At 70.4% G+C, this 22,292-nt stretch carries 26 protein-coding genes and 2 tRNA genes; 18 read left to right on the forward strand and 10 right to left on the reverse strand.

What is annotated here, in order from left to right; genetic code table 11:
- The coding region (locus Q0D75_RS03770) for a peptidoglycan DD-metalloendopeptidase family protein (RefSeq protein WP_291049569.1) at positions 1-1,336 on the forward strand (1,336 nt) is incomplete at its 5' end.
- 105 nt (positions 1,337-1,441) lie between these two features.
- Here Q0D75_RS03770 and Q0D75_RS03775 read toward each other — a convergent pair.
- Positions 1,442-3,229 (reverse strand): glycoside hydrolase family 13 protein, encoded by a 1,788-nt coding sequence (locus Q0D75_RS03775; RefSeq protein ID WP_291049571.1) that lies wholly within the window; start codon positions 3,227-3,229, stop codon positions 1,442-1,444.
- A 141-nt stretch (positions 3,230-3,370) separates the two neighbouring features.
- On the opposite strand from Q0D75_RS03775, the gene Q0D75_RS03780 reads away from it, so the two are divergent.
- Positions 3,371-3,442 (forward strand) — tRNA-Thr (locus Q0D75_RS03780).
- A 54-nt stretch (positions 3,443-3,496) separates the two neighbouring features.
- A tRNA-Met gene (locus Q0D75_RS03785) sits at positions 3,497-3,570 on the forward strand.
- 61 nt (positions 3,571-3,631) lie between these two features.
- Here Q0D75_RS03785 and Q0D75_RS03790 read toward each other — a convergent pair.
- Together Q0D75_RS03790 and Q0D75_RS03795 are read right to left on the reverse strand one after the other, a co-directional pair.
- Complete coding sequence (locus Q0D75_RS03790; protein WP_291049573.1) at positions 3,632-4,855, reverse strand: FAD-dependent oxidoreductase; 1,224 nt, start codon at positions 4,853-4,855, stop codon at positions 3,632-3,634.
- Between the two features lie 45 nt (positions 4,856-4,900).
- The gene (locus Q0D75_RS03795; RefSeq protein ID WP_291049575.1) at positions 4,901-5,530 is read right to left on the reverse strand and encodes a TetR/AcrR family transcriptional regulator C-terminal domain-containing protein; all 630 of its coding nucleotides are present in this window, start codon (positions 5,528-5,530) and stop codon (positions 4,901-4,903) included.
- A 91-nt stretch (positions 5,531-5,621) separates the two neighbouring features.
- Between Q0D75_RS03795 and Q0D75_RS03800 the strand changes: the two genes are divergently transcribed.
- Positions 5,622-6,563: a zinc-binding alcohol dehydrogenase family protein gene (locus Q0D75_RS03800; protein ID WP_291049577.1), complete on the forward strand. Its 942-nt coding sequence runs from the start codon at positions 5,622-5,624 to the stop codon at positions 6,561-6,563.
- An 8-nt stretch (positions 6,564-6,571) separates the two neighbouring features.
- Here the strand turns inward: Q0D75_RS03800 and Q0D75_RS03805 are convergent, their stop codons facing one another.
- Both Q0D75_RS03805 and Q0D75_RS03810 read right to left on the reverse strand, forming a co-directional pair.
- Positions 6,572-6,910, reverse strand: coding sequence for a hypothetical protein (locus tag Q0D75_RS03805; protein WP_291049579.1), 339 nt, complete (start codon positions 6,908-6,910; stop codon positions 6,572-6,574).
- A 78-nt stretch (positions 6,911-6,988) separates the two neighbouring features.
- On the reverse strand, positions 6,989-7,984 hold the full coding sequence (locus Q0D75_RS03810; protein WP_291049582.1) for a WYL domain-containing protein: 996 nt from the start codon (positions 7,982-7,984) through the stop codon (positions 6,989-6,991).
- Positions 7,985-8,087: 103 nt separating this feature from the next.
- On the opposite strand from Q0D75_RS03810, the gene Q0D75_RS03815 reads away from it, so the two are divergent.
- Entirely contained in the window at positions 8,088-8,552 is a 465-nt protein-coding gene (locus Q0D75_RS03815) for a VOC family protein (protein WP_291049584.1), read from the forward strand.
- A 53-nt stretch (positions 8,553-8,605) separates the two neighbouring features.
- Here Q0D75_RS03815 and Q0D75_RS03820 read toward each other — a convergent pair whose 3' ends face one another.
- On the reverse strand, positions 8,606-8,902 hold the full coding sequence (locus tag Q0D75_RS03820) for a DUF2277 domain-containing protein (RefSeq protein ID WP_291049587.1): 297 nt from the start codon (positions 8,900-8,902) through the stop codon (positions 8,606-8,608).
- Between the two features lie 435 nt (positions 8,903-9,337).
- Here Q0D75_RS03820 and Q0D75_RS03830 point away from each other — a divergent pair, with 435 nt between their 5' ends.
- The 5 genes from Q0D75_RS03830 (at position 9,338) to Q0D75_RS03850 (ending at position 13,402) form a co-directional block, all read left to right on the forward strand.
- Positions 9,338-10,168 (forward strand): putative ABC transporter permease, encoded by an 831-nt coding sequence (locus Q0D75_RS03830; protein WP_291049590.1) that lies wholly within the window; start codon positions 9,338-9,340, stop codon positions 10,166-10,168.
- Between the two features lie 49 nt (positions 10,169-10,217).
- Positions 10,218-10,541 (forward strand): hypothetical protein, encoded by a 324-nt coding sequence (locus Q0D75_RS03835; protein WP_291049593.1) that lies wholly within the window; start codon positions 10,218-10,220, stop codon positions 10,539-10,541.
- A 24-nt stretch (positions 10,542-10,565) separates the two neighbouring features.
- Positions 10,566-10,868 carry a hypothetical protein gene (locus Q0D75_RS03840; RefSeq protein WP_291049596.1) on the forward strand — a complete coding sequence of 101 codons (303 nt, stop codon included), beginning with the start codon at positions 10,566-10,568 and terminating at the stop codon, positions 10,866-10,868.
- A gap of 63 nt (positions 10,869-10,931) precedes the next feature.
- The gene (locus tag Q0D75_RS03845) at positions 10,932-12,935 is read left to right on the forward strand and encodes an amidase (protein ID WP_291049599.1); all 2,004 of its coding nucleotides are present in this window, start codon (positions 10,932-10,934) and stop codon (positions 12,933-12,935) included.
- Between the two features lie 86 nt (positions 12,936-13,021).
- Positions 13,022-13,402 (forward strand): hypothetical protein, encoded by a 381-nt coding sequence (locus Q0D75_RS03850; RefSeq protein WP_291049602.1) that lies wholly within the window; start codon positions 13,022-13,024, stop codon positions 13,400-13,402.
- Between the two features lie 15 nt (positions 13,403-13,417).
- Here Q0D75_RS03850 and Q0D75_RS03855 read toward each other — a convergent pair whose 3' ends face one another.
- Positions 13,418-14,839 (reverse strand): glutamate decarboxylase, encoded by a 1,422-nt coding sequence (locus tag Q0D75_RS03855; RefSeq protein ID WP_291049603.1) that lies wholly within the window; start codon positions 14,837-14,839, stop codon positions 13,418-13,420.
- A gap of 98 nt (positions 14,840-14,937) precedes the next feature.
- Between Q0D75_RS03855 and Q0D75_RS03860 the strand changes: the two genes are divergently transcribed.
- Entirely contained in the window at positions 14,938-15,162 is a 225-nt protein-coding gene (locus Q0D75_RS03860; RefSeq protein WP_291049604.1) for a hypothetical protein, read from the forward strand.
- Between the two features lie 8 nt (positions 15,163-15,170).
- Positions 15,171-15,563, forward strand: coding sequence for a hypothetical protein (locus Q0D75_RS03865; protein ID WP_291049605.1), 393 nt, complete (start codon positions 15,171-15,173; stop codon positions 15,561-15,563).
- 25 nt (positions 15,564-15,588) lie between these two features.
- Here the strand turns inward: Q0D75_RS03865 and Q0D75_RS03870 are convergent, their stop codons facing one another.
- The gene (locus Q0D75_RS03870) at positions 15,589-15,840 is read right to left on the reverse strand and encodes a hypothetical protein (RefSeq protein WP_291049607.1); all 252 of its coding nucleotides are present in this window, start codon (positions 15,838-15,840) and stop codon (positions 15,589-15,591) included.
- 153 nt (positions 15,841-15,993) lie between these two features.
- On the opposite strand from Q0D75_RS03870, the gene Q0D75_RS03875 reads away from it, so the two are divergent.
- The 3 genes from Q0D75_RS03875 to Q0D75_RS03885 are packed head-to-tail and all read left to right on the forward strand — an operon-like array spanning position 15,994 to position 18,241.
- Positions 15,994-16,437: a MarR family transcriptional regulator gene (locus Q0D75_RS03875; RefSeq protein WP_291049608.1), complete on the forward strand. Its 444-nt coding sequence runs from the start codon at positions 15,994-15,996 to the stop codon at positions 16,435-16,437.
- Entirely contained in the window at positions 16,434-17,417 is a 984-nt protein-coding gene (locus Q0D75_RS03880; RefSeq protein WP_291049610.1) for a zinc-binding alcohol dehydrogenase family protein, read from the forward strand. The genes Q0D75_RS03875 and Q0D75_RS03880 overlap by 4 nt, the downstream gene beginning before the upstream one ends.
- Before the next feature lie 8 nt (positions 17,418-17,425).
- Positions 17,426-18,241, forward strand: coding sequence for a methylenetetrahydrofolate reductase (locus Q0D75_RS03885; RefSeq protein WP_291049612.1), 816 nt, complete (start codon positions 17,426-17,428; stop codon positions 18,239-18,241).
- On the opposite strand, the gene Q0D75_RS03890 is transcribed toward Q0D75_RS03885, so the two are convergent.
- The gene (locus Q0D75_RS03890) at positions 18,242-18,832 is read right to left on the reverse strand and encodes a TetR/AcrR family transcriptional regulator (RefSeq protein WP_291049614.1); all 591 of its coding nucleotides are present in this window, start codon (positions 18,830-18,832) and stop codon (positions 18,242-18,244) included.
- Positions 18,833-18,877: 45 nt separating this feature from the next.
- Here Q0D75_RS03890 and Q0D75_RS03895 point away from each other — a divergent pair, with 45 nt between their 5' ends.
- From Q0D75_RS03895 to Q0D75_RS03905, 3 genes are all read left to right on the forward strand, one after another.
- Positions 18,878-19,162, forward strand: a complete 285-nt coding sequence (locus tag Q0D75_RS03895) for a hypothetical protein (protein ID WP_291049616.1) — start codon at positions 18,878-18,880, stop codon at positions 19,160-19,162.
- Positions 19,163-19,201: 39 nt separating this feature from the next.
- The gene (locus Q0D75_RS03900; protein WP_291049618.1) at positions 19,202-20,302 is read left to right on the forward strand and encodes an NAD(P)-dependent alcohol dehydrogenase; all 1,101 of its coding nucleotides are present in this window, start codon (positions 19,202-19,204) and stop codon (positions 20,300-20,302) included.
- A gap of 77 nt (positions 20,303-20,379) precedes the next feature.
- Positions 20,380-21,630, forward strand: coding sequence for an acyl-CoA dehydrogenase family protein (locus tag Q0D75_RS03905; RefSeq protein ID WP_291049620.1), 1,251 nt, complete (start codon positions 20,380-20,382; stop codon positions 21,628-21,630).
- On the opposite strand, the gene Q0D75_RS03910 is transcribed toward Q0D75_RS03905, so the two are convergent.
- On the reverse strand, positions 21,612-22,187 hold the full coding sequence (locus Q0D75_RS03910) for a MarR family transcriptional regulator (protein ID WP_291049621.1): 576 nt from the start codon (positions 22,185-22,187) through the stop codon (positions 21,612-21,614). The two genes, Q0D75_RS03905 and Q0D75_RS03910, sit on opposite strands and share 19 nt — an antisense overlap.
- Positions 22,188-22,292: the final 105 nt, after the last annotated feature.

Genomic DNA, 22,292 nt, shown 5'->3' on the forward strand with positions numbered 1-22,292 from the left:
GGGCCGCCGGGCGAGCACGGCGGCGCCCGTGGATGCCGAGTCGACGTCGACGCGTGCGCGCAAGAAGACTCCGAACGCTCCGGATGCCGCCACCGCACAGCCCGTGATCGCCGCGAACCACGTCACGGCGGTGCGTCCGCACGCGCCGAAGGCCGGGCGCCGCGCCGCGGATGCGTTCAGCGACACCATCGAGAAGCCCGCCGGCGGTCGCCGCGCCCGCATCGTGACGCCCACCTCCGCCCCGTCCGTCGACGACTCGGCGGTCGTCTCGGGCGTGACGGCCGTGACGGCCGGAGAGGTCGAGGTCACGGTGGAGACCGTCGCCGTGGAGTCTGTCGCTGGGGAGTCTGTCGCTGGGGAGCCTGTCGCTGGGGAGTCCGTTCCCGCGGAGCCGGCTGCGGTGGAACCCGCCGCCCCTGCAGCCCGCACGGTCTCGCGCCGTACCTTGCGCACCGCGGCCCCCGTCTTCGACGAAGAACAGGCCTCGACGGCTGCGCCCACGCCCGCCTCCGTGGAGGCGCCGGCCGAAGCATCCGGAACCCCCGCATCCGGAACCCCCGCATCCGGAACCCCCGCATCCGGAACCCCCGGAGCGCCTCGCGCCTCCGGACGCCGGGTTCGCCGCGGCGACATCGCCAAGGGTGCCTTCAGCATCGCGGCGATGCTGTTCGCCACCGGTATCGCCGTGGCCACCACGATGCCGGCTTCGGCCTGGCACGCGGCCTCCGACTCGTCCTCGTCGTCGGTCGTGCTCGTGTCGAGCGTCACGACCCCCGGCCAGGAGCTCACCACCAGTGCCGAGGCCGCGGTGTCGTCGGTGGCCCGCGACGGCTACGCGGTGCGCGACACCGTCGCCGAGCTGCGGGCAGCCGGCATGCGCGTGGCCGACACCTTCACGAACAACCCGACGGGCGCCATCCAGTGGCCGTTCCCGGTGGGCGTGCCGATCAGCGACTACTTCGGCGCCCGTGAGTCGCCCGGCGGCATCGGGAGCACCGACCACAAGGGCGTCGACTTCACACCCGGCCAGGGCACGAACATCTTCTCGATCGCCGATGGTGTCGTCAGCTTCGTGCAGTCCTCCGACAACGGCGGCCTCGGCGTGCACGTGATCGTCGACCACGTGATCGACGGCCAGAAGGTGTCGAGCGTCTACGGGCACATGCTCGCCGGCTCGATCACGGTGACCGAGGGCCAGGTCGTCAAGGTCGCCCAGCCCATCGGCCAGGTCGGCAACACCGGCACCTCCACGGGCGCGCACCTGCACCTGGAGATCCGCCTGAACGGCACCACCCCCGTCGACCCCTACGCCTGGCTCCAGACCCACGCGGTCTGACCCACCCACCCCCACCCCACCCGAAGCCCCTCGAGACATCGCAAATGGCCCCTAAGCGGCGACGTTAGGGGCCATTTGTGACGTCTCGATAGGGTGGGGGCGGGGCTAGGCGGAGGCGAGCCAGACCGTGGTGTCGGTGGGGAGGGCCGGCTCTGTGAGGGCTTCGGAGCACAGGAGCACGTCTTCGGTGCGGGTCTCGACCGGGAGCTCGACGGGAGCCGCGCCCAGGTTCGAGATGACGGTGACGCCGTTCGTGCGGAAGGCGATCACGTCGGGGCCGTACCCGCTCAGCCACTCGACCGTGCCGGTGCCCGATCCGGTGCCGACACCCAGTGCGAAGCGCGCACGGAGCGAGAGTGCGAGGCGGTAGAGCTCGAGCGTGGAGCCGGCGACGCCGCTCTGCTGATCGCGCGCGAAGCCGTCCCAGTCGCCGGGCTGGGGGAGCCAGCTCGCGGCGGTCGGACCGAAGCCGTATGAGGGCGCACCGGCCTCCCACGGGATCGGTACGCGGCATCCGTCGCGCCCGTACTTCTCGCCGTTCGTGCGGAACCAGGTGGGGTCCTGACGGGCGGAATCCGGCAGGTCGATGACCTCGGGAAGCCCGAGCTCTTCGCCCTGGTAGATGTAGGCGCTGCCGGGCAGGGCGAGCATGACGGCGGTCGCGGCGCGGGCACGGCGGAGGCCGACCACCGGATCGGGCAGGCCGGGCGAGTTCGGCCCGATCCCGGCGCCCTGCAGGTTCTCGGCGGTGAGGGCCAGCCGCGAGGCGTGCCGCACCACGTCGTGGTTGGACAGCACCCAGGTGGAGGGGGCGCCGACGGTGCCGAAGGCGTGGATCGAGGTGTCGATCACACTGCGGAGCTCGGGCGCCGACCAGCCGGCCGAGAGGTAGGTGAAGTTGAACGCCTGCTGCATCTCGTCGGGCCGCACCCAGCGGGCGAGCTTGGTGAGCGGCTCCACCCAGGCCTCGGCGCAGAGCACACGCTCGCCCTCGTACTCGTCGAGCACGCGGTGCCAGCCGCGGTAGATCTCGTGCACGCCGTCCTGTGCCCAGTAGGGCGGGGTGGACGGGTCGAGGGTGGCGTCGGCGTCGATGCCGGGCTCCAGGCCCACCAGGGAGTCGGATGCGCCGCCGCCCATGCTCCCCGCGTCGGCGGGCGGCGTGTAGTCGGGCAGGCCTTCTTCTTTGATGAGGCCGTGCGCGACATCCACTCGGAAGCCGTCGACGCCGCGATCGAGCCAGAACCGCAGGATGTCGTGGAAGCGCTCGCGCACCCACGGGTTCTCCCAGTTGAGGTCGGGCTGGGACTTGTCGAAGATGTGCAGGTACCACTGGCCCGGGGTGCCGTCGGGGTTGGTGACGCGTTCCCACATCGGGCCGCCGAACACGCTCTCCCAGTTGTTGGGCATCTCTTCGCCGTTCGGGCCCTTGCCGTCGCGGAACATGTAGCGGTCGCGCTCCGGGCTCCCCTCGGGGGCGGCGAGGGCCTCCTGGAACCACTTGTGGTCCCAGGAGGTGTGATTGGGAACCAGGTCGACGATGACCCGGATGTCGAGCTCGTGGGCGCGGGCGAGCATCCGGTCGAAGTCGGCCAGGGTGCCGAACAGCGGATCGACGTCGCAGTAGTCGGCCACGTCGTAGCCGGCGTCGTGCTGGGGGCTCGTCATGAAGGGGGAGAGCCAGATCGCGTCGACGCCGAGGTCGGACAGCGAGTCCAGGCGTGCGGTGATGCCGGGCAGATCGCCGATGCCGTCGCCGTCGCTGTCGGCGAACGAGCGCGGGTAGATCTGGTAGATGACGGCGGAGCGCCACCATTCGCTGCCGGTGCCGATCACGGTACCGAGGGTCTGCACCTCGGGGACGTCGGGATCGGGTGAGGTCTCGATAGTCATGACGAGAACTCTAACCGCAGGCCCGGTCGCTGTGGAATCGTTTGCAGACGCCCGGCGGAGCATCCGGAGCCGATGCGGCAAAACCGGGCCCCGCGGGATGCTATTCTCTACTGGTGCCAAAAGCCGCTCGCGGCTGTGCGCGCCCCCTTAGCTCATTGGTAGAGCACTTCCTTGGTAAGGAAGAGGTAGTGGGTCCGATTCCCACAGGGGGCTCCGGCTTCCGGCCGGCCCCGGCCCTCGCGGGCTGCGGCCGTTCTCTGGAGTCAAGGCGGGGTAGCTCAGGTGGTTAGAGCACACGGCTCATAATCGTGGTGTCGCGGGTTCAAGTCCCGCTCCCGCTACGAAAACCCCCAAGATCTCGCCATCTTGGGGGTTTTTGCTTGCCCGGATCCGAACCGGGTGTCAGGCGCGGCCTTTGAGGATGAGGTTCCAGTAGACCCAGGGCAGCACGTAGCGGTCGGCGACGAACGTGAACCGGTGCTCCTTGGCGAGGCCCTTCCAGAACGGGATCGTGGGCTTCGGGCGGTACCGGTCGTCGAACTCCGCGAAGACGACCGTCGAGCGCGACACCACGAACGGGCAGACCGAGTAGCCGTTGTACTCCTGAGGGAGCGACTGGCCCTTCACCGCGGCGGCGAGGTTCTTCGCGAGGACTTTGGTCTGCTGGCGGAGCGCGCCGCCCGACTTGGAGTTGAAGGTCGCTGCGGCGTCTCCGAGCGCCCAGACATCCGGATACCGGCGGTGCCGGAGCGTCAGCGAGTCGACGTCGACGAAGCCGTCGGTCGCGCCCTCCACTCCGAGCGGCGTGCCGGCCAGCCAGCTGGGGGCGGACTGCGGCGGCACCGCGTGCAGCACGTCGTAGGGGAGGGTCTCGCGGGCATCCGGATCCGAATCGACGCCGGCGATCGTGACCGTCTTCTGCTCGGCGTCCACCGCTGTCAGCTCCCGGCTGTAGCGCACGTCGATGCCGTACTCGGCGGCCTTGCGCTCGAGCTCGGCGTCGATGAGAGGCATGCCGAACAGGGTCGGCGTGGGCACGACCAGCACCACGTGGATGTCGTCGAGCACCCCGGTCGCGCGCCAGAAGTCGCATGCGAGGTACATCGGCTTCTGCGCCGCTCCCGCGCAGGTCGCCGGGCCGGAGGGCTGGGTGAACACCACGGTGCCGCTCCGCGTCTCCCGCAGCACCCGCGACGCCTTCTGCGCGTAGTCGAACTCGTAGTTGGAGATGCCGGATGGCGACGCCATCGCCTCCACCAGACCGGGAACCGCGTCCCAGTTCTTCTGGATGCCCGGGCAGACGATCAGCTGGCCGTAGCTCACGAGCCCGCCCGAGGTGAGGTCGACGGTCTTCCCGACCGGGTCGATGCCGCGCACCCGCGCCTTGATCCAGCTCACGCCCCTGGGCATCACGGAGGCCTGCGGGCGGGTCGCTCGTGAGGCGGGCGCCGTTCCTCCGGCGACGTGGGAGAACATCGGCTGGTAGAGGTGGTGCTCGCGGGGCTCGATCACCGCGACGTCGGCGACACCGGAGCGCCGCAGCCGCCCTGCGACGGAGAGGCCGGCGTTGCCACCTCCGATGACGACCACATCGTGATGCACGGGCGCGGTCTGTGAAGAGGTCATCACTTCACCGTACGCTCGTCCTGGCCGGGAACAGCCCGACGGGGACTACGGATTCCGGATGGCGATGCCCGCGAGGATGATGTCGACGCCCCAGTCGAAAGCTTCGTCGGCGTCGCCGAGGAACGCCTCGTTGGCGGCATCCGTCAGAGGGAAGCGCTCGGCGTCGATGCGCTGGTGCCGGAGGGCGGCGGAATACCGTTCCGGGGTCGCGGCCCGGTGCTGCTCCTCGATGACGTGCCCGATCACGAAGGCGTAGAGGGTCTGGAAGGAGCGCAGAGCGTCGACCAGGCCGAAGCCCGCCTCCGTGAGCACCCGCAGCGGCGCCTCCATGGAGCCGAGGGCGTCGTCGTCGGTGAGGTAGGTGCCGGAGAACAGTTTCGCGCCCTCGCGGTAGCGCAGCAGCACTCGCCGGATGTGCTGGGCCGAGTCGCGCAAGAAGGGGCGCCACTCGGCGTTCGGATGCGCCGCATCCGCCCCGGGGAGCATCAGCTCACGCATGATGACGGTGGCCATCTCGTCGCTGAGTGCTGCCATGTCGGGCACGTGGTAGTACAGCGCACCCGGTCGCACACCGAGCCGGCCGGCCAGCGCGCGGGCCGTGATGGCGGCCGTGCCGCCCTCGGCGAGCAGCTCGAACGCGGCCTCGACGATCGCCCCGCGAGTGAGTCCCGCCATCGCACCTCCCAGTGGCCTTGACTTTTGAACAACGTTCAGTCAGTCTAGCGGTGCAGAGATTTGAACACTGTTCAAAAACAAGGAGGACACCATGAAAGCCGCCGTCGTCTCCGATCTGGCCCGGCCCCCGCGCTACGCCGACTTCCGCGATCCGGAGCCCCGCGAAGGGTTCGTGCCGGTGCGGATGCTCGCCGTCGGGGTGCATCGTATCGTCCGCTCGCTCGCGTCCGGCGCCCACTACGGAGCGGGTGACGAGTTGCCGTTCGTGCCCGGGGTCGACGGGGTCGGGCTGCTCGACGACGGCCGTCGGGTGTACACCGGGGGCTCGCCCGATCCCTTCGGCACGCTGGCCGAGCGCACCATCGTGCCCGACGGGTTCGCGGTGCCGGTTCCCGACGGCCTCGACAGCGCCGTCGCGGCCGGCATCGTGAATCCGGCCATGTCGTCGTGGCTGCCCCTCGTCGGGCGAGCCGGCCTCCGCGAGGGCGGCACGGTGCTCGTGCTCGGGGCGACCGGCGCGTCGGGAGGTCTGGCGGTGCGAATCGCGCTGCACCTTGGGGCCGCCCGGGTGATCGCGGCGGGGCGGGACGCCGAAGCGCTCTCCCGACTCGGCGCCGACCCCCGGGTGACCACCGTGACGATCGACGATGGGCTCGCCGACGGCATCCGTGCGGCGGCCCCCGAGGGGATCGACGTGGTGCTCGACTACGTCTGGGGTCCGGTCGCCGAGACCGCGCTGGAGGCGCTGCGCCGCACGGGTCTCTCCCACACCTCCGCCGGCACGTCGTACGTGCAGATCGGCGCGGTCGCCGGCACCCGGATCGCGCTGGACGCCGCGCTGCTGCGCTCGTCGGGGATCACGATCATGGGCAGCGGTGCCGGATCGATCGCTCCGCGCCTGCTCCTGCAGGAGCTGCCGAAGATCCTCGACCTCGCCGCCGCCGGCGGGATCGGCCTGCCCGTGCGCGTCGCTCCGCTTTCGGCGGTCGAAGCCGAATGGCCGGAGCCGGGTCGCCTCGTCCTCACGCCGTGACGCGCGCTCTAGAAGTCCTCGAGCAGCGTTCCGGACAGTCCTTCGTCTGTCGGCAGGGCGACCGCCGAGGTCGGGCCGAGCATCGCCGTGCGCTGCCGGAGTTCTGCGGTGAGAGTCGCGTCGCGGAGGTCGGCGTCTGCCCCGTCGGCCGCCGTCGGGGTGCAGAAGAGCTGGCTCGAAGGTCCGAGAACGAGGTTCGCCGACTCGCGGCGCCCGCCCCACAGGATGGGGATCGTGATCAGATCGGCGCTTCCGGACCGGGCCAATGCCACCGCGTATTCGAAGACCGCGAGACAGACCTCGTCGTCGACGATGAGCACGTCGTCGATGTAGTGGAGTGCTCGCATACCAGCAAGCCTCCGCCGTTCGGCGGCGAACGCCAACAGGTTGAGGTCAGATCCACATCTGTGGGCGAGCGGGGCGGGCTAGGCGGAGGCGGTCGCGGCGTTGCGCGCGGCCAGCTCGGCGAACGCCTCCCTCAGCTCGGCGGGGTGGAGCACCTCGATCTCGGTGTCGAAGCGGTTGAGGGAGGCGGCGAGGGCGACCCACGACCAGGAACCCGTCTCGAGGCGGCAGCGGTCGGGACCGAGGTCTTCGACCGTGCCGTCGCCGGCGAAGGGGAGAACGGATGCGGCGGGCCGGTGCAGGATCACCGCACCGGTGCAGGGCCAACGGCCGGCGCTCGTGGCGCTCGTGGCGCCCGTGAAGCGGGCCGAGACGTAGGCGGTGACGTCGCCGCCGGGAACCTCGCGAGGGGTGAAGCGCGGGCCGGTGGGGCTGCGGGGCGTGATGCGGTCGGCGCGGAAGAGGCGCCAGTCGGAGCGGTCCAGATCCCAGGCCACGAGGTACCAGCGGCCGTGCGAGGTCACGAGGTGGTGCGGCTCGACCCGTCGAGGGGGAGGCGGGGTGGCTCCCTGCTCGGGGCGGTGGCCGGCGTAGTCGAAGCGCAGCACCTCGTGAGCGCGGGCCGCCGTCGACAGGGCGATCAGCACATCCGTCGACACCGGATCGGGCATCGCCTCGCCCGCGCGGCCCGGGATCGCCGTGAACTCCAGCGCGTTCACGCGGTGCCGCAGCCGCGACGGCATCACCTGCCGCACGGTGGTGAGCGCGCGCAGGGCGGCCTCCTCGATGCCCACGCCCGTCAGCGTGGCGGCCTGCAGGGCCACGGCCAGCGCGACGACCTGCTCGTCGTCGAACAGGAGCGGCGGCAGCTCGCTGCCGGCATCGAGGCGGTAGCCGCCATCCGGACCCATCGTGGACAGGATGCTGTACCCCATCTCGCGCAGCCGTTCCACGTCTCGGCGCACCGTGCGATGGCTGATCTCGAGCCGGTCGGCGAGCACCGAGCCCGGCCAGTCGCGCCGCGTCTGCAGCAGCGAGAGCAGGTTCAGCAATCGCGTGGTGGAGGACGTCGTCATGACCCGATCCTAGTTTCCGTCTAGGACAGGAACTGACCTAGACGGCTGTGAGAGTGGAGCTCGTCAGGGAGAACCCCGACGACCTTCCCCACTAGGAGCAGTCATGAGCCTCACGACCACCACCCACCTCAACTTCCGCGGCGACGCCCGAGCGGCCCTGGAGTTCTACCGGTCCGTCTTCGGCGGCCACCTCGTCGTCACCACCTACGGCGACTTCGGCATGCCGGCGGATGCTCCGGGCGCCGACAAGGTCGTCTTCGGCCAGGTGGCGACCGACGACGGCTTCCGCGTGCTGGCGTACGACATCCCCGGGCAGTCGGGCGGGTCATCCGTCGACCCCGGATCGACGCGTCGCGAGAACGGCGTCACGATCACCGAACAGCCCTTCTTCGTCGCGGTCGACGGCGACAGCCTCGACGAGGTGCAGGGCTACTGGGACGCGCTGGCCGCCGAGGCGACGATCGTCGAGCCGCTCGCGGCCTCGGCCTGGAGTGCAGGCTTCGGCATGCTCACCGACCGGTTCGGCGTGACCTGGATCCTCGGCGTCGCCGCACCCTCGGCGGCATGATGCTCAGCGGAGTGATGTCTCCCCGCTGAGGGAGGGCTGCGCCGGTCGGCGGTTCACGCGGAGGCGGTGCGGATGCGCACCTCGCGCTCCATCCGCTTCTCGTGCCGCTGCCGGCCCTTGACCGTCTCGGCTTCGCGGCTCTTGGGCGGGGCGTTCGTCACCAGGCCGTCGAGCAGGCGCCGGGTCGCTACGGCGATCTCCTCGATGGCCTGGTCGAACGCCTCGGCGTTCGCCCGCGAGGGATGCGTGGAGCCGCTGACCTTGCGTACGAACTGCAGCGCGGCCTCGCGCACCTCGTCGTCGGTGGTGGGCGGGTCGAAGTTGTGGAGCACACGGATGTTCCTGCACATGCGAGCGAGGATACTCCCGGCCCGCCCCTGTGATTAGGTTGCTCCATGTCATCTCGGGAGTGGGGGCCGGGGTGCAGGACGAGCGGCGCGAGCATCCGTCGGCCACCTTGGCCGGGTTCGACCGGACCATCGACGCCAGGGACACGCCGCCCGCTGCGTCCGCGACACGCCTGGTGGAGGCGGTGGTGCACGGGGAGGACATCCGTCGCGCGCGGCCGGCTTCCGGCTGGAGGCTTCGGATGCGGACTTCTCGTCGGGTACGGGTCCTGAGGTGCGGGGGACCGCACTGGCTCTGCTGCTGGCGACCTCGGGGCGGCCCGTCGAGCCCGGCGATTTCTCCGGTGCGGGGGCGGCGGCCTTCATCCGGCACCTCGGCGCGCGCTAGGGTCGTGCCATGAACGCGCAGTCGACCCCGTCCGGCCGGGAGCACCGGTCATGATCGAGACGCTGGCGGTCATCGCGACCGGCGTCTACATCGCCCTGTGGCTGTTCTTCATCTACGGGCTGGTCGGCGTGATCATCGAGATGGTCTACTGCTGGACCATCGAGTACCGCGGCGTGATCGAGTCGCGGCTCGGGCTGCTCTACGTGCCGTTCAACCTGCTCTACGGTGCCGGCGGGGTGTTCATCACCCTGGCGCTGCTGCCGGTGGTCGACAATCCGTTCGCGGTCTTCGGAGTGGGACTCGTGGTCGGCACCGCGCTGGAGTACCTCACGAGCCTGCTGATGGAGAAGATCTTCCACGCCGTCTACTGGGACTACAGCAAGGAGTTCCTCAACGTGCAGGGGCGCATCTGCCTGAAGTACGCCATCATCTGGGGTCTGCTCTCGCTGGTGCTGCTGTACGTCTTCGACGCGGTGAACGTGCACGCTCTGGCCGAAATCCCGGTCGTGATCGGCCTGCCGGTGCTGCTCCTGCTCATCGTCGTGACGATCTTCTCGGTCGTGCTCACGCTGCTCACCTACCGCCGCACCGCGCAGAAGAACACCTACCTGCTCGCGCGGCGGGCCGGCGACGCGAATGCGGTGCTCCCGATGCCGTGGTGGGGGCGGATGGTGGACGCCCTCGTTCCCGACTCGGTGCTCGTGAACACCTTCCCCCGCCTCAGCCTCGTGGCCGAGTACCAGGAGCTCAGCGGCCACCATCGCACACTGCTGTTCTGGCTGCCGGCGATCGGCCGCCCCTCGGCCGAGACCGCGCGCCTCGGCGACAAGGCCCGCGAGGCGGAGGCCGCCCGCCTGCTCGCGGCGGTGCCGAACTCGTGAGCTGCGCCCGGTTCGGGCCCGATGCCGTCTACGGGTGCATGGTGGGAACATGAAGAGTGTCAAATACGGAACCGAGACGTTCATCACGTCGGATGAGGTCGCGGATGCGCTGATGGCCTACGCCGCCACTCTTCGCGGCATGGACCACGGCCAGCTGCTGACCGTGCCCACGATCGAGGACGACGGCAGCGAGGGGTCGATCTCGATCCTGGTCGGCCCGGGCATCCCGATGCTGTCCCGGCCGAGTGTGTCCGAGGTCGCGGAGCCCGAGGCGATCGCGCTGATCGAGCAGATGCTGCAGCTGACCGTGGTGAAGACCGGCACGCTGCGGGCGGAACCCGATGCGGCCCCGGCCGCCGAGATCCACGAATGACGCGCACGACGAAGGGCGGTACCCATGGGACGACTCCTCTACGGGTCTCAGGAGCGTGAGATCCAGATCGACGACCGGTCCCTGGCGCATGCCCAGCTCGTGATCATCGGCAAGCTGCGGCGCTCCGAGAGCTTCACCTTCAGCTGGGCGGCGGCGGAGGACACCGGTCGTGCCACGGTCTGGATCCACCCGTCGATCCCTCTCCAGTTCCAGTACGACGGCAAGGCCTCGGTGCCGATCAATCAGGAGTGGCTGAAGGAACTCACCGCGATCGCCTCCCGGGGCGATCTGCGCCTCACCTCCGAACCGCCCGGAAGCTCGAACTGACCCGGCGCCTCGAACTGAGGGGCGCCTCGAACTGACAGGATGGGGGCGAGGGAAGGCGGGCGCATGGAGCGGATCGACGTCGTCGAGCTGGGGATCGGGGAGATGCTCGAGGCGCTCGCCGCCGGGAGGGTGACGAGCGTCGAGCTCGTGACGGCCTACCTCAACCGCATCGCGTACTACGACCGCACCGGGCTCTGCCTGCACGCCATCGCGGTGCTCGACCCGAGCTGCCTCGAGCAGGCGGCGGCCTCGGATGCCCGGCGGCGCGCCGGAACGGCCGGCCCGCTCGAGGGGGTCCCGTTCACCGTCAAGGACAGCTACAAGGTCAGGGGCCTCACCGTCGCGTCGGGGAGCCCCGCGCTCGCCGAGTTGGTGGCGGGCGACGACGCGGCATCCGTCGCCCAGTTGCGCGCTGCGGGTGCTGTGCTGATCGGCAAGACGAACATGCCGCCGATGGCCGCGGGCGGGATGCAGCCGGGCGTCTACGACTACGCGCGGAGCCCCTACCACCCGCAGTACTTGACGGCGGCGTGGGGCTCGGGGTCGTCGAACGGTTCCGGCACCGCCACGGCCGCGAGCTTCGCCGCCTTCGGGATGGCCGAGGAGACCGTGTCGTCGGGGCGTGCGCCGGCCTCGAACAACAGCCTGGTGGCGTACACGCCGTCGCGAGGCGTGCTGTCGATCCGCGGCAACTGGCCGCTGCGGCCGAGCTGCGACGTGGTGGTGCCGCACACCCGCACCGTCGCCGACCTGCTGCGGCTTCTCGACGTGCTCGCCGTCGACGACCCCGATCGCTCGGGCGATTTCTGGCGGCAGCAGAGCGCCGTCGCGCTGCCGGCCCCCGAAGACGTGCTGCCGCATCCGGTCTCCCGGCCGCGCCCCGACCGCCTCGACGGGCTGCGGATCGGCGTTCCGCGCCTCTACCTCGGCGAAGACGACGCGCCGCTGGACCCACCGGCCATCCGCCCCAGCGTGCGAGCACTCTGGGACCGCGCGGCCGCCGACCTGCGGGCACTCGGCGCCGAGGTGGTCAAGGTCGACTTCCCGGTGGTGTCGAACTACGAAGAAGACCGGCCCGAGGCCGTGGGGCTCGCCGCCCGCCGCCTGGTGCCGGCGAATTGGCGCGCGCTCGAGGGCGGGCCGATCACGGCGATGGCGCTCGATGCCTTCCTGCGCGACAACGGCGATCCGAACCTGAGCAGCTGGGCGGATGTGGACGGCGACACCGTCTTCCCCGTCGACACGGCTCCCGTTCCGGTGTGGATCACCCGCGCCCGCGGCGGCTTCGACTGGCAGCGCCTCGCCGAACTCGTGAAGCAGGGGCTGCCCGCGACCTACGACGAGGTGCCCGGCCTCGCCCAGCTGCTGACCGGTCTCGAACAGGCCCGCCGGGAAGACTTCGAGGAGTGGATGACCGCCGAGGGGCTCGACCTCGTCGTGTTCCCCGCGGCCGGCGACGTGGGACGGGTCGACCTGTTCGAGCGGCCCGAGAGCCTGGAGGCCGCATCGCGCAACGGTGTGGTGTATTCCAACGGCAACCGCGTCATCCGGCACCTCGGCATCCCCACGGTCACGGTTCCGATGGGCTTCATGGGCGACATCCAGATGCCCGTGGGCCTCACCTTCGCGGGTGCCGCCTACAGCGACGACCGGCTGCTCGATCACGCCTCCGCGTACGAGCGGGCGACGCAGAGGCGGCAGCCGGCGTTCTTGACACCCACCCTGCCGAGCAATCAGATCGACGTGCCTGACGCCCCTCGCGCTCCGGATGCGGCGACGGATGCCGGTGCGGGTGCCGTGCCGCCGGTTGTCGCCTGGGTGCAGCCCGTCGGGCGATCCTGGCAGGTGGAGGTGCGGGTCGGCAGCGCCGAGGATCCGATGCCGCCCGCCACACGGGTGTGGGCCGACGGGCACATTCTGCGCCCCTCGCCCAACGAGCCGGGCGTCTTCCGGGGCGCGGTCTCGCTGTCGCGCAAGCGGCTGAGCGACGAGATGATGGTCGTCGTGGCCGCCGGGCGCTCGGCCGCCTCGATGCAGATCGTGCCGCTGCCCGCCCGCGACGCCTGAGGCCGCCACCTGGGGGCGAAACCGAATAGGATTCTGCTCGTCCCGGCGCTCGTCGGCGGCGCACGAGCGACCTGGGGGAGCGGCGGATGACGGGGATGTTCAGCTGGGAGTACGTGCTCTCCGGAGACGACGCGGCGGCGCGGAGTGCGGTGCGGAGCGGCTTCGAGCAGCAGGGGTTCACGATCGAGCAGCAGTCGGCCGATCAGTGGACGGTGACGCAGGGCGAGCGCCCGTCGTTCCTGGAGCGCCTGACCACCAACGCCCACGAGCCGATCGTGCTCACGGTGAAGTTCGCGCCGGGCGCCGATGGCCTCGTGGTCGACCTGCACCGGAACCCCTTCGGCCGCAGCGGCATGACGCGCAACGCCGTGCAGATGGCCGCCCTCGACAAGGGTTACCGTGCCGCGGCCGATGCGCTGCACGAGCACCTGGCGGCCGCCGGCATCCTGCTCTCGTCCCGCGAGTAGCGCTCGCCGCACGGCTCAGTGCGTGAAGCTGGTCACCTGCCCCTCGACGGGCATCGGCGACTCGAGGGCGTCGAGGTGGGCGACGGCCTCGCGGATGTCGAGCATGAGGCTCTCGGCCAGGTTGCGGCTGAGCCCGTTGCGCACGACGATGCGCTGCACGACCACGTCGGGCAGGTCATCCGGCATCGGATAGGCCGGGATGAGCCAGCCCTTCAGGCGCAGCCGCTCCGACAGGTGGTACAGCTTCCAGTTCTGCGTGTGACCGGGGGTCAGCTGCCAGGCGAACACGGGGATGTCGGTGCCGTCGTTCCACAGGTCGAAGGCGGGCATCGCGCCGATCTCCGTGGCCAGGTAGACCGCGACATCCTGCGACGCCTTCTGCACCTTGTAGTAGCCGTCGAAGCCGAGCCGGAGGAACAGGTAGTACTGCAACAGCACCTGCGCGCCGGGCCGGGAGAAGTTGAGCGCGAAACTCGGCATGTGGCCGCCGAGGTAGGTGACGTCGAACACGAGGTCGGCCGGCAGGTCGTCCACGGTGCGCCAGATCACCCAGCCGAGGCCGGGGTAGACGAGTCCGTACTTGTGGGCGGAGGTGCTGATCGAGGCGACGCGCTCAAGGCGGAAGTCCCAGACGAGGTCGGGCTGCAGGAAAGGGGCGATCATGCCGCCGGATGCTCCGTCGACGTGGATCGGGATGTCGAGCCCGGTCGCGGCCTGGATGCGGTCGAGGGCGGCGGCGATCTCGGCGACGGGTTCGTACATGCCGGTGTAGGTCACGCCCATGATGGCGACGACGCCGATGGTGTTCTCGTCGACGTACTTCTCGAGGTCGGTGCCGTCGAGCACCTTGTGCTCGAGCGAGATGGGCACGTAGCGGGGTTCGACGTCCCAGTAGTTGCAGAACTTCTCCCAGCACACCTGCACGGCGCTGGAGAGGATGAGGTTCGGCTTCTCGGTGGAGAGGCCGGCCGCGCGGCGGGACTTCTGCCAGCGGCGTTTCAGGGCGAGACCGCCCAGCATGCAGGCCTCGGACGAGCCGATGGTGGAGGTGCCGATCGCCTTCTCGGCATCCGGGGCGTTCCAGAGCGTGGCGAGCATCTTCCAGCAGCGGGTCTCGATGGCGGCCGTCTGGGGGTACTCGTCCTTGTCGACCATGTTCTTGTCGGCCGTCTCGGAGTAGAGCTTGTTGGCGTGGGAGTCCATCCAGGTGCCCACGAAGGTCGCGAGGTTCAGCCGCGAGTTGCCGTCGAGCATGGCCTCGTCGTGCACCACCTGGTAGGCGGTCTCGGGCAGCGATTCCCCATCGGGCAGCCGGTTCAACGGGAAATCGGTGGCCTCGCCCTCGCGCGCGAAGATCGGATTGAGCTGGTTCTCGGGGCTGATACCGGTGAAGGCCTGGGCTGACTCGCGGGATCGCACGCGCGGCGGGGTTGTCATGGGCTCACGTTACCGAGATCGGGACACCCGCCGCTCGGCCGTTCCGTCGCATCCTGTCAAGGGTGCGCGGGAAACGCCTGCCTGCGGTTTGGTTGACCATGACACCTCACACGAACACGATCGCCCGGCGCGTGCTGACGCTCGGAGCCGCAACGGCGTTGGCCTTCGGGGCGGCGGTCGGGCTCGCCGGATGCGACGCGGGCGCCCAGACGCCGTATCCGGAGCAGACCTCGACCGACACGGCGACCCCCACCCCGATTCCGAGCGACTCGGAGACTCCGGTTCCGCGGTCGTCGGACGACTCCGGCACGCTCGGCGGGTGATCGGCGGCATGAGCGCCGCCGAGCCCGCCGGCGACCGCGCAGCCGAGCCCGCCTCCGCTGCCGAGGTGTCGGCCGGGCGGCGCCGGGCCGAGCTCGAGCGGCACGCCGCCACGCTCTTCGTGGGCGCCGTGCTCACGATGGCGGTCGTGTGCGGTGCCGCGATCGTCTCGGGGTGGTTCGCGGGAGTACTCGTCGACTCCTGGGAGCGCCTGTTCTGGGCGGGATTCGTGACGAGTCTCGTCATGGTGGCCGTGTTCGCCGTCGCGGCCGCCCCCGGCGGGCGGGATGCTCGTCGTGCGTGCATCCGTATCACCTGGCTGCTCCGGATCGGCCTCACCCTCTTCGTGCTCGCGCCCCTGCTGTGCACCCTCGCCCTCGTCGGCGACTTCTACCGCCTGTGACCTAAGTCAGGCCCTGCTGGCCGGCTCAGTCGTAGACGCGGGCGACGCTCCAGCCCTCGGGGCCCTGCACCACATCGAAGACGTGCGTGTCGCCCGCGGCGTTGGTGCCCTGGAAGCGCCACGAGACGGCCGGCGGCAGGTGGGTCGACCAGTAGAAGCCCTCCGGTTCGGTGGGGGTGTCGGTGACCCGCCAGCGCTCGCCGCGCCACACCATCCGGGCCGGTATCCCGTTCGCCAACCAGATCGTCGCGGTGTCGGTGGCGTGCGCCAGACTCATCATGCCCTCCTCGTCATTCGAACATATGTTCGATGGTTAATGGATAGCCCACTCCTGCTCGACACGCCAAGAGGGCGACATATAAATTCTCGGGAATATACTTCCCACCAATGGAAGTTGACTTCAGAACGACGTGGAACGAAAGGAGCCCGCATGACCGCCTACGGCGATGTGTTCACCGAACTCGTCTCGACCGAGATCGCCCTGTGGAACCAGCTCGACCGGATGCTGACGACCGCGACCGGCGTCAGCGCCGCCCAGCTGCAGGCGCTGACCGCCATCGACCGCCTGGCCGGGTCGGCCCGGGTGCAGGATGTGTCCGAGACGCTGCAGATCACGGTGGGGGCGGCCAGCAAGCTGATCGACCGGCTGGAGAGGGACGGCCTCGCCGGCCGCTCCGCTCATCCGCGTGACCGCCGGTCGATGGTGATCCAGCTCACCACCGCGGGGGAGGAGGCACTCGCCGAGGCCTCCGTGGCGGCCGAGTCGAGCCTGGTGCGGCTCCTGGGCGCCCATCTCGATCCCGATCGGGCGCGATCGCTGGCGACGGCCCTGCGATCCGTTCGCGAGGGTCTGACCGCGGGGGTGCTCGCGTGAGCGCCACCATGCGGGCCGTGGTCGTCGATGCGCCGGGAGGCCCCGAGGTCCTGCAGCTGAAAGACGTGCCCATCCCCGAAGCGCGCCCCGGCCAGGTGCTCATCCGGGTGCGGGCCTTCGGGCTGAACCGCAGCGAACTTCATTTCCGCCGCGGTCAGGCCTCCAGCGGGAGCTTTCCGCGCATCCCGGGCATCGAGGCCACGGGTGAGGTGGCGGATGCGCCGGGTGGGGAGTTCGCGCCGGGCACGCAGGTGATGACGATGATGGGCGGCATGGGCCGCAGTATCGACGGCGGCTACGCCGAGTACGTGCTCGTGCCGGCCGCGCAGGTCATCCCGTTCGCCAGCGACCTGCCCTGGTCGACGCTCGGTGCCGTGCCCGAGATGCTGCAGACCGCCTACGGCTCGCTCGCCGTCGGGCTCGAGGCGGTCGACGGCCAGAGCGTGCTCATCCGCGGCGGCACCTCGTCGGTCGGTCTCGCCGCCGCCGTGCTGGCCAAGCGCCGCGGGATGACGGTGATCTCCACCACGCGGAGTGCCTCGAGATTCGGCCTGCTCGAACAGGTGGGGGTGGATCATCCGCTCGTCGACGACGGCGAGGTGGCGGGCGCCGTGCGGGCGCTCGTGCCGGGCGGCGTGGACGGCGCGATCGAGCTCGTGGGCGTGAACGTGATGCGCGACACCCTGAGGGCCACCCGCACGGGCGGAACGGTGTGCTTCACCGGGATGCTGTCGGACGAGTGGACCATCCCCGAGTTCTATCCCATGGACTGGCTGCCCAACGGGGTGCGCCTCACCGCTTACTCCGGTGAGGCCGAAGGCCTGCCGGCCCCGGTGCTGCAGGACTACCTCGACGCGGTCGCCGCCGGCTCGGCGGTCGTGCCGATCGGGCGTCGCTACGGGCTCGACGACATCGTGCAGGCGCATCGCGACCTGGAGGCGAACGCCGTCGGCGGCAAAGCCGTCGTCGTGCTGGAATGACGGCCCGGATGACGCCGACGAGCGGTGTGTCGCTCGGCATCGCGTCCCGGGATGCCGCGGTCGTGGCCGAGGCCAGCGGCGTTCTCGAGCGCGGAACCACCGTGAACGTCGGCTTCATCGATGGGGAGGGCCGGGATGCGCGCCTCGCGGCGGTGCGCGCCGTCGTGAGGGCCGGACTCGTGCCGGTGGCGCACCTCTCGGCGCGGCGCCTGGCGTCGGAGGGCGAGCTGGCGGAGTACCTGCGCCTGCTGAGGGAGAGTGCCGCCGGCTCCCACGTGTTCGTGGTGGGCGGTGACCCGGCCGTCCCCGCGGGGCTGTACGCGAACGCGCTCGACGTCATCCGCTCCCGGGTGCTGGAACACCACGGCGCGGCCTCGGTGAGCCTCGGTGGCTATCCGGAGGGACACCCGGTGATCCCGGAGCCCGCGCTCTGGGCGGCTCTGCAGGAGAAGGCGGCGGTGCTGGAGGAGCAGGGCCGCGCCGGCGAGATCATCACCCAGGTCGCCCTCGATCCGGATGCCGTGCTCGCCTGGATCGCCCGGGTGCGCGATCGCGGGATCGCCTTGCCGATCCGGGTCGGCGTGGCGGGTCCGGTGCTGACGGGCGAACTGCTCGGGCTGGCGAAGAGCTTCGGCGCGCGCGCCGACCACGTCGTCGCGAAGCGGTACGGACTCGGCGCGGCCGACACCGTGGCCACGGCGTCGCGATTCGTCGACGTGCTCGCGTCGCGGGCCGACCCCGCGACGCACGGCGAGGTGGGGCTGCACGTGTTCACCTTCGGCAGCCTGGTGCGCACGACGGAGTGGATCGCGGGCCTGGGCTGATCAGCCTCCGGCCGGGCCTTCGAGCAGGCCCCGGGTCAGGGCCTCGGTGGTGGCCGTGACGATGCGGCGCCGGCCTTCGTGGTCGCCGTCGTCGCCGGTGATGATCAGCCCCAGATTCGGCGACGCGAACCAGGAATGGCACAGGCTCACGATCGTGAGCAGCAGGCTCGCCGCATCGCGGCCGGAGAGCTCGCCGACCGCGGCGCCCAGCTCGGCCGACTTGAGGGCGGCGCGCGCGGTGCGCGTGTCGGTGTCGATCGGGTAGGTGAGTTCCAGGCCCTCCCAGAACACCAGCCGGGGAAGCTCCGGATGACTCCGGCAGGCGTCGAAGTACCTCCCGGCGAAGCCCGCTGCCGCGGCCGGGCCCGTCTCCGTCACCGGCACCCCGTCGAGAATGGTGCCGAGCTGATCGGCCAGCACGGCCTCGAACAGCTGCCGCTTGTTGCCGAAGTAGGAGTACAGCCGCTCGCGGTTCACGCCGGCGCGCTCCGAGATGCGATCGATGCGGGCGCCGCCGAAGCCCTTCTCGCTGAACTCGGCCACGGCCGCCGTGAGCAGTGCGCGTTTCGTTCCCTCGACATCCCAAGCCATGGATCGAGTGTAGTATCAATTTCCAACTAAACGTTTGGAGATTCGATGGAGCGTGAGGGCAAGGCGCTGGCCGCCGACGAACTCGACGGGCAGCACCGGCACGCTCCCGGCGTCGCCTCGGTGCACGTCCGGGTGATCGTGACGTGGCTCGCCATCTTTCCGCTGGTCGCCGTGGGGATGTCGGTGATGGGGCTCTTCGCCACCGGATGGTCGCCTGTGCTGCGGGCGCTGCTTCTCACCGCCGTCGTCGTGCCCACCACCGTGTACTTCATCGTGCCGAAGCTCCTGCTCGCCTACGGCAAGCTCTCCCGACGCCACCAGACGCGGTAGCACCCCGCTGCCGGCCACACAGAACCGAGGAAACAGAACATGCAGATCACCGCCGCCGTCGTGCGATCCCAGGGCGCCGACTTCACCATCGAGCAGCTCGAGCTCGACGAACTCCGTCACAACGAAGTGCGGGTGAGGCTCGTCGCGACCGGCATCTGCCACACCGACGCGCTCGTGCGCGACGCGGTGTATCCGACCCCGCTCCCGGCGGTGCTCGGCCACGAGGGCGCCGGCGTCGTCGAGGCGATCGGCGATTCGGTCATCTCCGTCGCCCCAGGCGACCACGTGGTGCTCGCCGCCGCCTACTGCGGTCACTGCAAGCGCTGCCGCCGCGGCGAGATGGCGTACTGCGAGAACCTGTTCGCCGCCGACTTCGGCGGTCGCCGGCTCGACGGCACGACCGCCCTCAGCAAGGACGGCGAGGCCGTCTCGTCGCACTTCTTCGGCCAGTCGTCGTTTGCGACCTACGCCAACGTCGTCGAGGAATCCGTCGTGAAGGTGAACCCGGATGTGCCCCTGGAGCACCTGGGCCCCCTCGGCTGCGGCATCAACACCGGCGCCGGCACGGTGCTCAACGAGCTGAAGCCCGAGATCGGCAGCTCGCTGGCCGTGTTCGGCGCCGGGGCCGTCGGGAGTGCCGCCGTCATGGCGGCCAAGGTGGCCGACTGCGCCGTCGTCGTGGCGATCGACATCCACGACTCGCGCCTCGAGCTCGCCCGCGAGCTGGGCGCCACCCACACCATCAACTCGCTGACCGAGGATGTCGCGGCCCGGCTGCGCGAGATCACCGGTGACGCGGGCATCGACTACGTCGTCGACACGACCGCGCGCCCCGAGCTCCTGCGCCAGGCCGCCGAGGCCATCGGCGTTCGCGGCACCATCGCCCTCGTCGGGGCCGCGAAGCCCGGAACCGAGGTCGCCTTCGAGATCGGGGCGTCGCTGGTCAAGGGCTGGACCTTCAAGACCGTCGTGCAGGGCAGTTCGGTGCCGCAGGTGTTCATCCCGCAGCTCATCCAGCTCTGGCAGGAGGGCCGGTTCCCGTTCGAGAAGCTCGTGCAGAACTACGAGCTCGCGCAGATCAACGAGGGATTCGCCGACTCCAAGAGCGGCGCGACCGTGAAGCCGGTCATCGTCTTCTGACCGCACTCCTCCGGCGCGATCCGCGTCATCTCGAGATAGTACAATGTTTGATTATCTCGACTTGAATTGGAGGCCTCATGGGTGATCGGACGGAGCGCGACGCCATCGAGCTGCTCGGTGGGCTCGAGCTGGAGCATGCGGACGACCGCCCGATCGCCCTGGAGGTCATCCGGGGTGCGCGCGCGCTTCGCGGGCAGCTGCGTGACGAGCAGGCGGAGTCGGAGCGACGCGGAACGTACTCGGTCGCCGTGCACGAGCGGATGCGCGAGGCCGGCCTCTACCGCATCACCGCACCGCGCGCCTATGGCGGTCTGCAGCTTCCGCTGCCCGTGCTCACGAAGACGATCATCGAGGTGGCCCAGGGCGACCCGGGGAGCGGCTGGTGCTACGCCCTGGCGGCCGGCCACCAGATCACGATGGCCTCCTACTGGCCCGAGCCGGTACAGGCCGCGGCGTTCGGCGAGCACGGTGAGTTCCTCGCCCCGCACAACTTCGCCTGGGGCGGGAGTGCCGAGCGGGTGGCCGGCGGCTGGCTGATCGACGGCACCTTCCCGTTCGGATCCGGCGCCCCCTACTCGACCCACTTCCTGCTCACCATCACCGCGCGCGACGGCGACCGGATGCGCCCGCTCACGGTGGTGCTCGAGCGCGCCGAGTACGAGGTGCTCGACGACTGGTCGGGGGCGTTCGGGATGAAGGCGAGCGGCTCCAACGGCGTGCGCGTCCCGGCGCTGATCGTGCCCGACGCGCGGGCGGTCGTCGACGGATTCGACGACCCGCACGCCCTCCGCACCCCGGGGTCGCTCCTGCACGACGAGCCCGGGTACTTCGGCCGCACCACCGCGTACCACCCCGCCGGGCTCGCCGCCGTGGCGGTGGGGACGGGGCGGGCGGCCCTGGACGAGTTCGAGCGGATCATCGCCGGCTCGGCCAGCAAGAACGCCCCGGGGCTGCGCAAGATCGACGACCCCGTCTACCGGGAGGTCTACGGAACCGCCCTGGCGGCGGTCGATGCCGCGGAGGCGCTCGCGCTCGCCGCGGCCGGCGCCTACGTGCGGGCAGGCCACAGAGCGGCGGCGCACGCGGAGGCGCTGTCGGTCGCCGATGAGGTGCGCCTGGCGAACGTCTCGCGCACGGCCGGCCGGCTCGTGGCGGAGGCGGTGGACGAGCTCTTCCTGCACGCCGGAACGCTCACCGTGAGTGACGGATCGCGCATGCAGCGCTACTTCCGTGACATCTCGATGCTGCGCACCCACGGCCGGCAGCTGCCGCGGTCATCCGCCGTTCAGCTGGCGGGTGCCGTGCTGGATCAGGAGCCGTCGTCCTGAGTGCCGTCCGGGGCCGGGGAGACGAGCTTCGCCAACAGGGCGATCAGCTGGCCGGTCTCGTCGGCGGTCAGGTTGGAGACCCAGTGCTTCTCCCGGTCATTGACGTTCTGCACCACGGCGCCGATGCGGGCGCTGCCGCTTTCGGTCAGAGACAGCAGCACGGCGCGGGCGTCGGTCTCGGAGTGCGTGCGCAGCACCCATCCGTCGCGCACCAGGGTCTTCGTGAGCGAGGACACCGCCGAGCGGGTCATCCCGCTGATCGCCGCGGCGACGGAGCTCTCCAGCGGTCCGGTCAGCCACAGGATGGCGGCGAGATAGAACGCGGGGGAGCTCAGCCCGCCGGGACGCTGGGCGCGCGACTCGATGTCGTGCGAGACCATCTTCGACACGCGGGTGAGCAGAAGGATGGCGTGCATGGCCGACCGGTCGATCGCGGGTGCCTTCTGCACGGTGAGATCGACGTAGTCCTCGGTGAAGGAGAAAATGTCGCCCACGCGGAACGCCTCGCTCTCCACGAGGGACTCGCGGGCTGAGCTCTCGGATCCGTCGTCGCGCACCCCAGCACCCTACCGGGAATACCCGGATCACCCGGAATGTATTACTAGGAATAGAAATGAGCGACCCGCAGGCGACCGACCGCGTCGTGCCGCAGGTTCGCGCGA

Origin of the sequence: Herbiconiux sp. (assembly GCF_023264855.1) — a bacterium.
Lineage (GTDB): Bacteria > Actinomycetota > Actinomycetes > Actinomycetales > Microbacteriaceae > Herbiconiux.

Coding starts and splice junctions, on each gene's coding strand:
- Q0D75_RS03775 (WP_291049571.1), bottom strand. CDS start 3,229: ATGACTATCGAGACCTCACCCGATCCCGACGTCCCCGAGGTGCAGACC.
- Q0D75_RS03790 (WP_291049573.1), bottom strand. CDS start 4,855: ATGACCTCTTCACAGACCGCGCCCGTGCATCACGATGTGGTCGTCATC.
- Q0D75_RS03795 (WP_291049575.1), bottom strand. CDS start 5,530: ATGGCGGGACTCACTCGCGGGGCGATCGTCGAGGCCGCGTTCGAGCTG.
- Q0D75_RS03800 (WP_291049577.1), top strand. CDS start 5,622: ATGAAAGCCGCCGTCGTCTCCGATCTGGCCCGGCCCCCGCGCTACGCC.
- Q0D75_RS03805 (WP_291049579.1), bottom strand. CDS start 6,910: ATGCGAGCACTCCACTACATCGACGACGTGCTCATCGTCGACGACGAG.
- Q0D75_RS03810 (WP_291049582.1), bottom strand. CDS start 7,984: ATGACGACGTCCTCCACCACGCGATTGCTGAACCTGCTCTCGCTGCTG.
- Q0D75_RS03815 (WP_291049584.1), top strand. CDS start 8,088: ATGAGCCTCACGACCACCACCCACCTCAACTTCCGCGGCGACGCCCGA.
- Q0D75_RS03820 (WP_291049587.1), bottom strand. CDS start 8,902: ATGTGCAGGAACATCCGTGTGCTCCACAACTTCGACCCGCCCACCACC.
- Q0D75_RS03830 (WP_291049590.1), top strand. CDS start 9,338: ATGATCGAGACGCTGGCGGTCATCGCGACCGGCGTCTACATCGCCCTG.
- Q0D75_RS03835 (WP_291049593.1), top strand. CDS start 10,218: ATGAAGAGTGTCAAATACGGAACCGAGACGTTCATCACGTCGGATGAG.
- Q0D75_RS03840 (WP_291049596.1), top strand. CDS start 10,566: ATGGGACGACTCCTCTACGGGTCTCAGGAGCGTGAGATCCAGATCGAC.
- Q0D75_RS03845 (WP_291049599.1), top strand. CDS start 10,932: ATGGAGCGGATCGACGTCGTCGAGCTGGGGATCGGGGAGATGCTCGAG.
- Q0D75_RS03850 (WP_291049602.1), top strand. CDS start 13,022: ATGACGGGGATGTTCAGCTGGGAGTACGTGCTCTCCGGAGACGACGCG.
- Q0D75_RS03855 (WP_291049603.1), bottom strand. CDS start 14,839: ATGACAACCCCGCCGCGCGTGCGATCCCGCGAGTCAGCCCAGGCCTTC.
- Q0D75_RS03860 (WP_291049604.1), top strand. CDS start 14,938: ATGACACCTCACACGAACACGATCGCCCGGCGCGTGCTGACGCTCGGA.
- Q0D75_RS03865 (WP_291049605.1), top strand. CDS start 15,171: ATGAGCGCCGCCGAGCCCGCCGGCGACCGCGCAGCCGAGCCCGCCTCC.
- Q0D75_RS03870 (WP_291049607.1), bottom strand. CDS start 15,840: ATGAGTCTGGCGCACGCCACCGACACCGCGACGATCTGGTTGGCGAAC.
- Q0D75_RS03875 (WP_291049608.1), top strand. CDS start 15,994: ATGACCGCCTACGGCGATGTGTTCACCGAACTCGTCTCGACCGAGATC.
- Q0D75_RS03885 (WP_291049612.1), top strand. CDS start 17,426: ATGACGCCGACGAGCGGTGTGTCGCTCGGCATCGCGTCCCGGGATGCC.
- Q0D75_RS03890 (WP_291049614.1), bottom strand. CDS start 18,832: ATGGCTTGGGATGTCGAGGGAACGAAACGCGCACTGCTCACGGCGGCC.
- Q0D75_RS03895 (WP_291049616.1), top strand. CDS start 18,878: ATGGAGCGTGAGGGCAAGGCGCTGGCCGCCGACGAACTCGACGGGCAG.
- Q0D75_RS03900 (WP_291049618.1), top strand. CDS start 19,202: ATGCAGATCACCGCCGCCGTCGTGCGATCCCAGGGCGCCGACTTCACC.
- Q0D75_RS03905 (WP_291049620.1), top strand. CDS start 20,380: ATGGGTGATCGGACGGAGCGCGACGCCATCGAGCTGCTCGGTGGGCTC.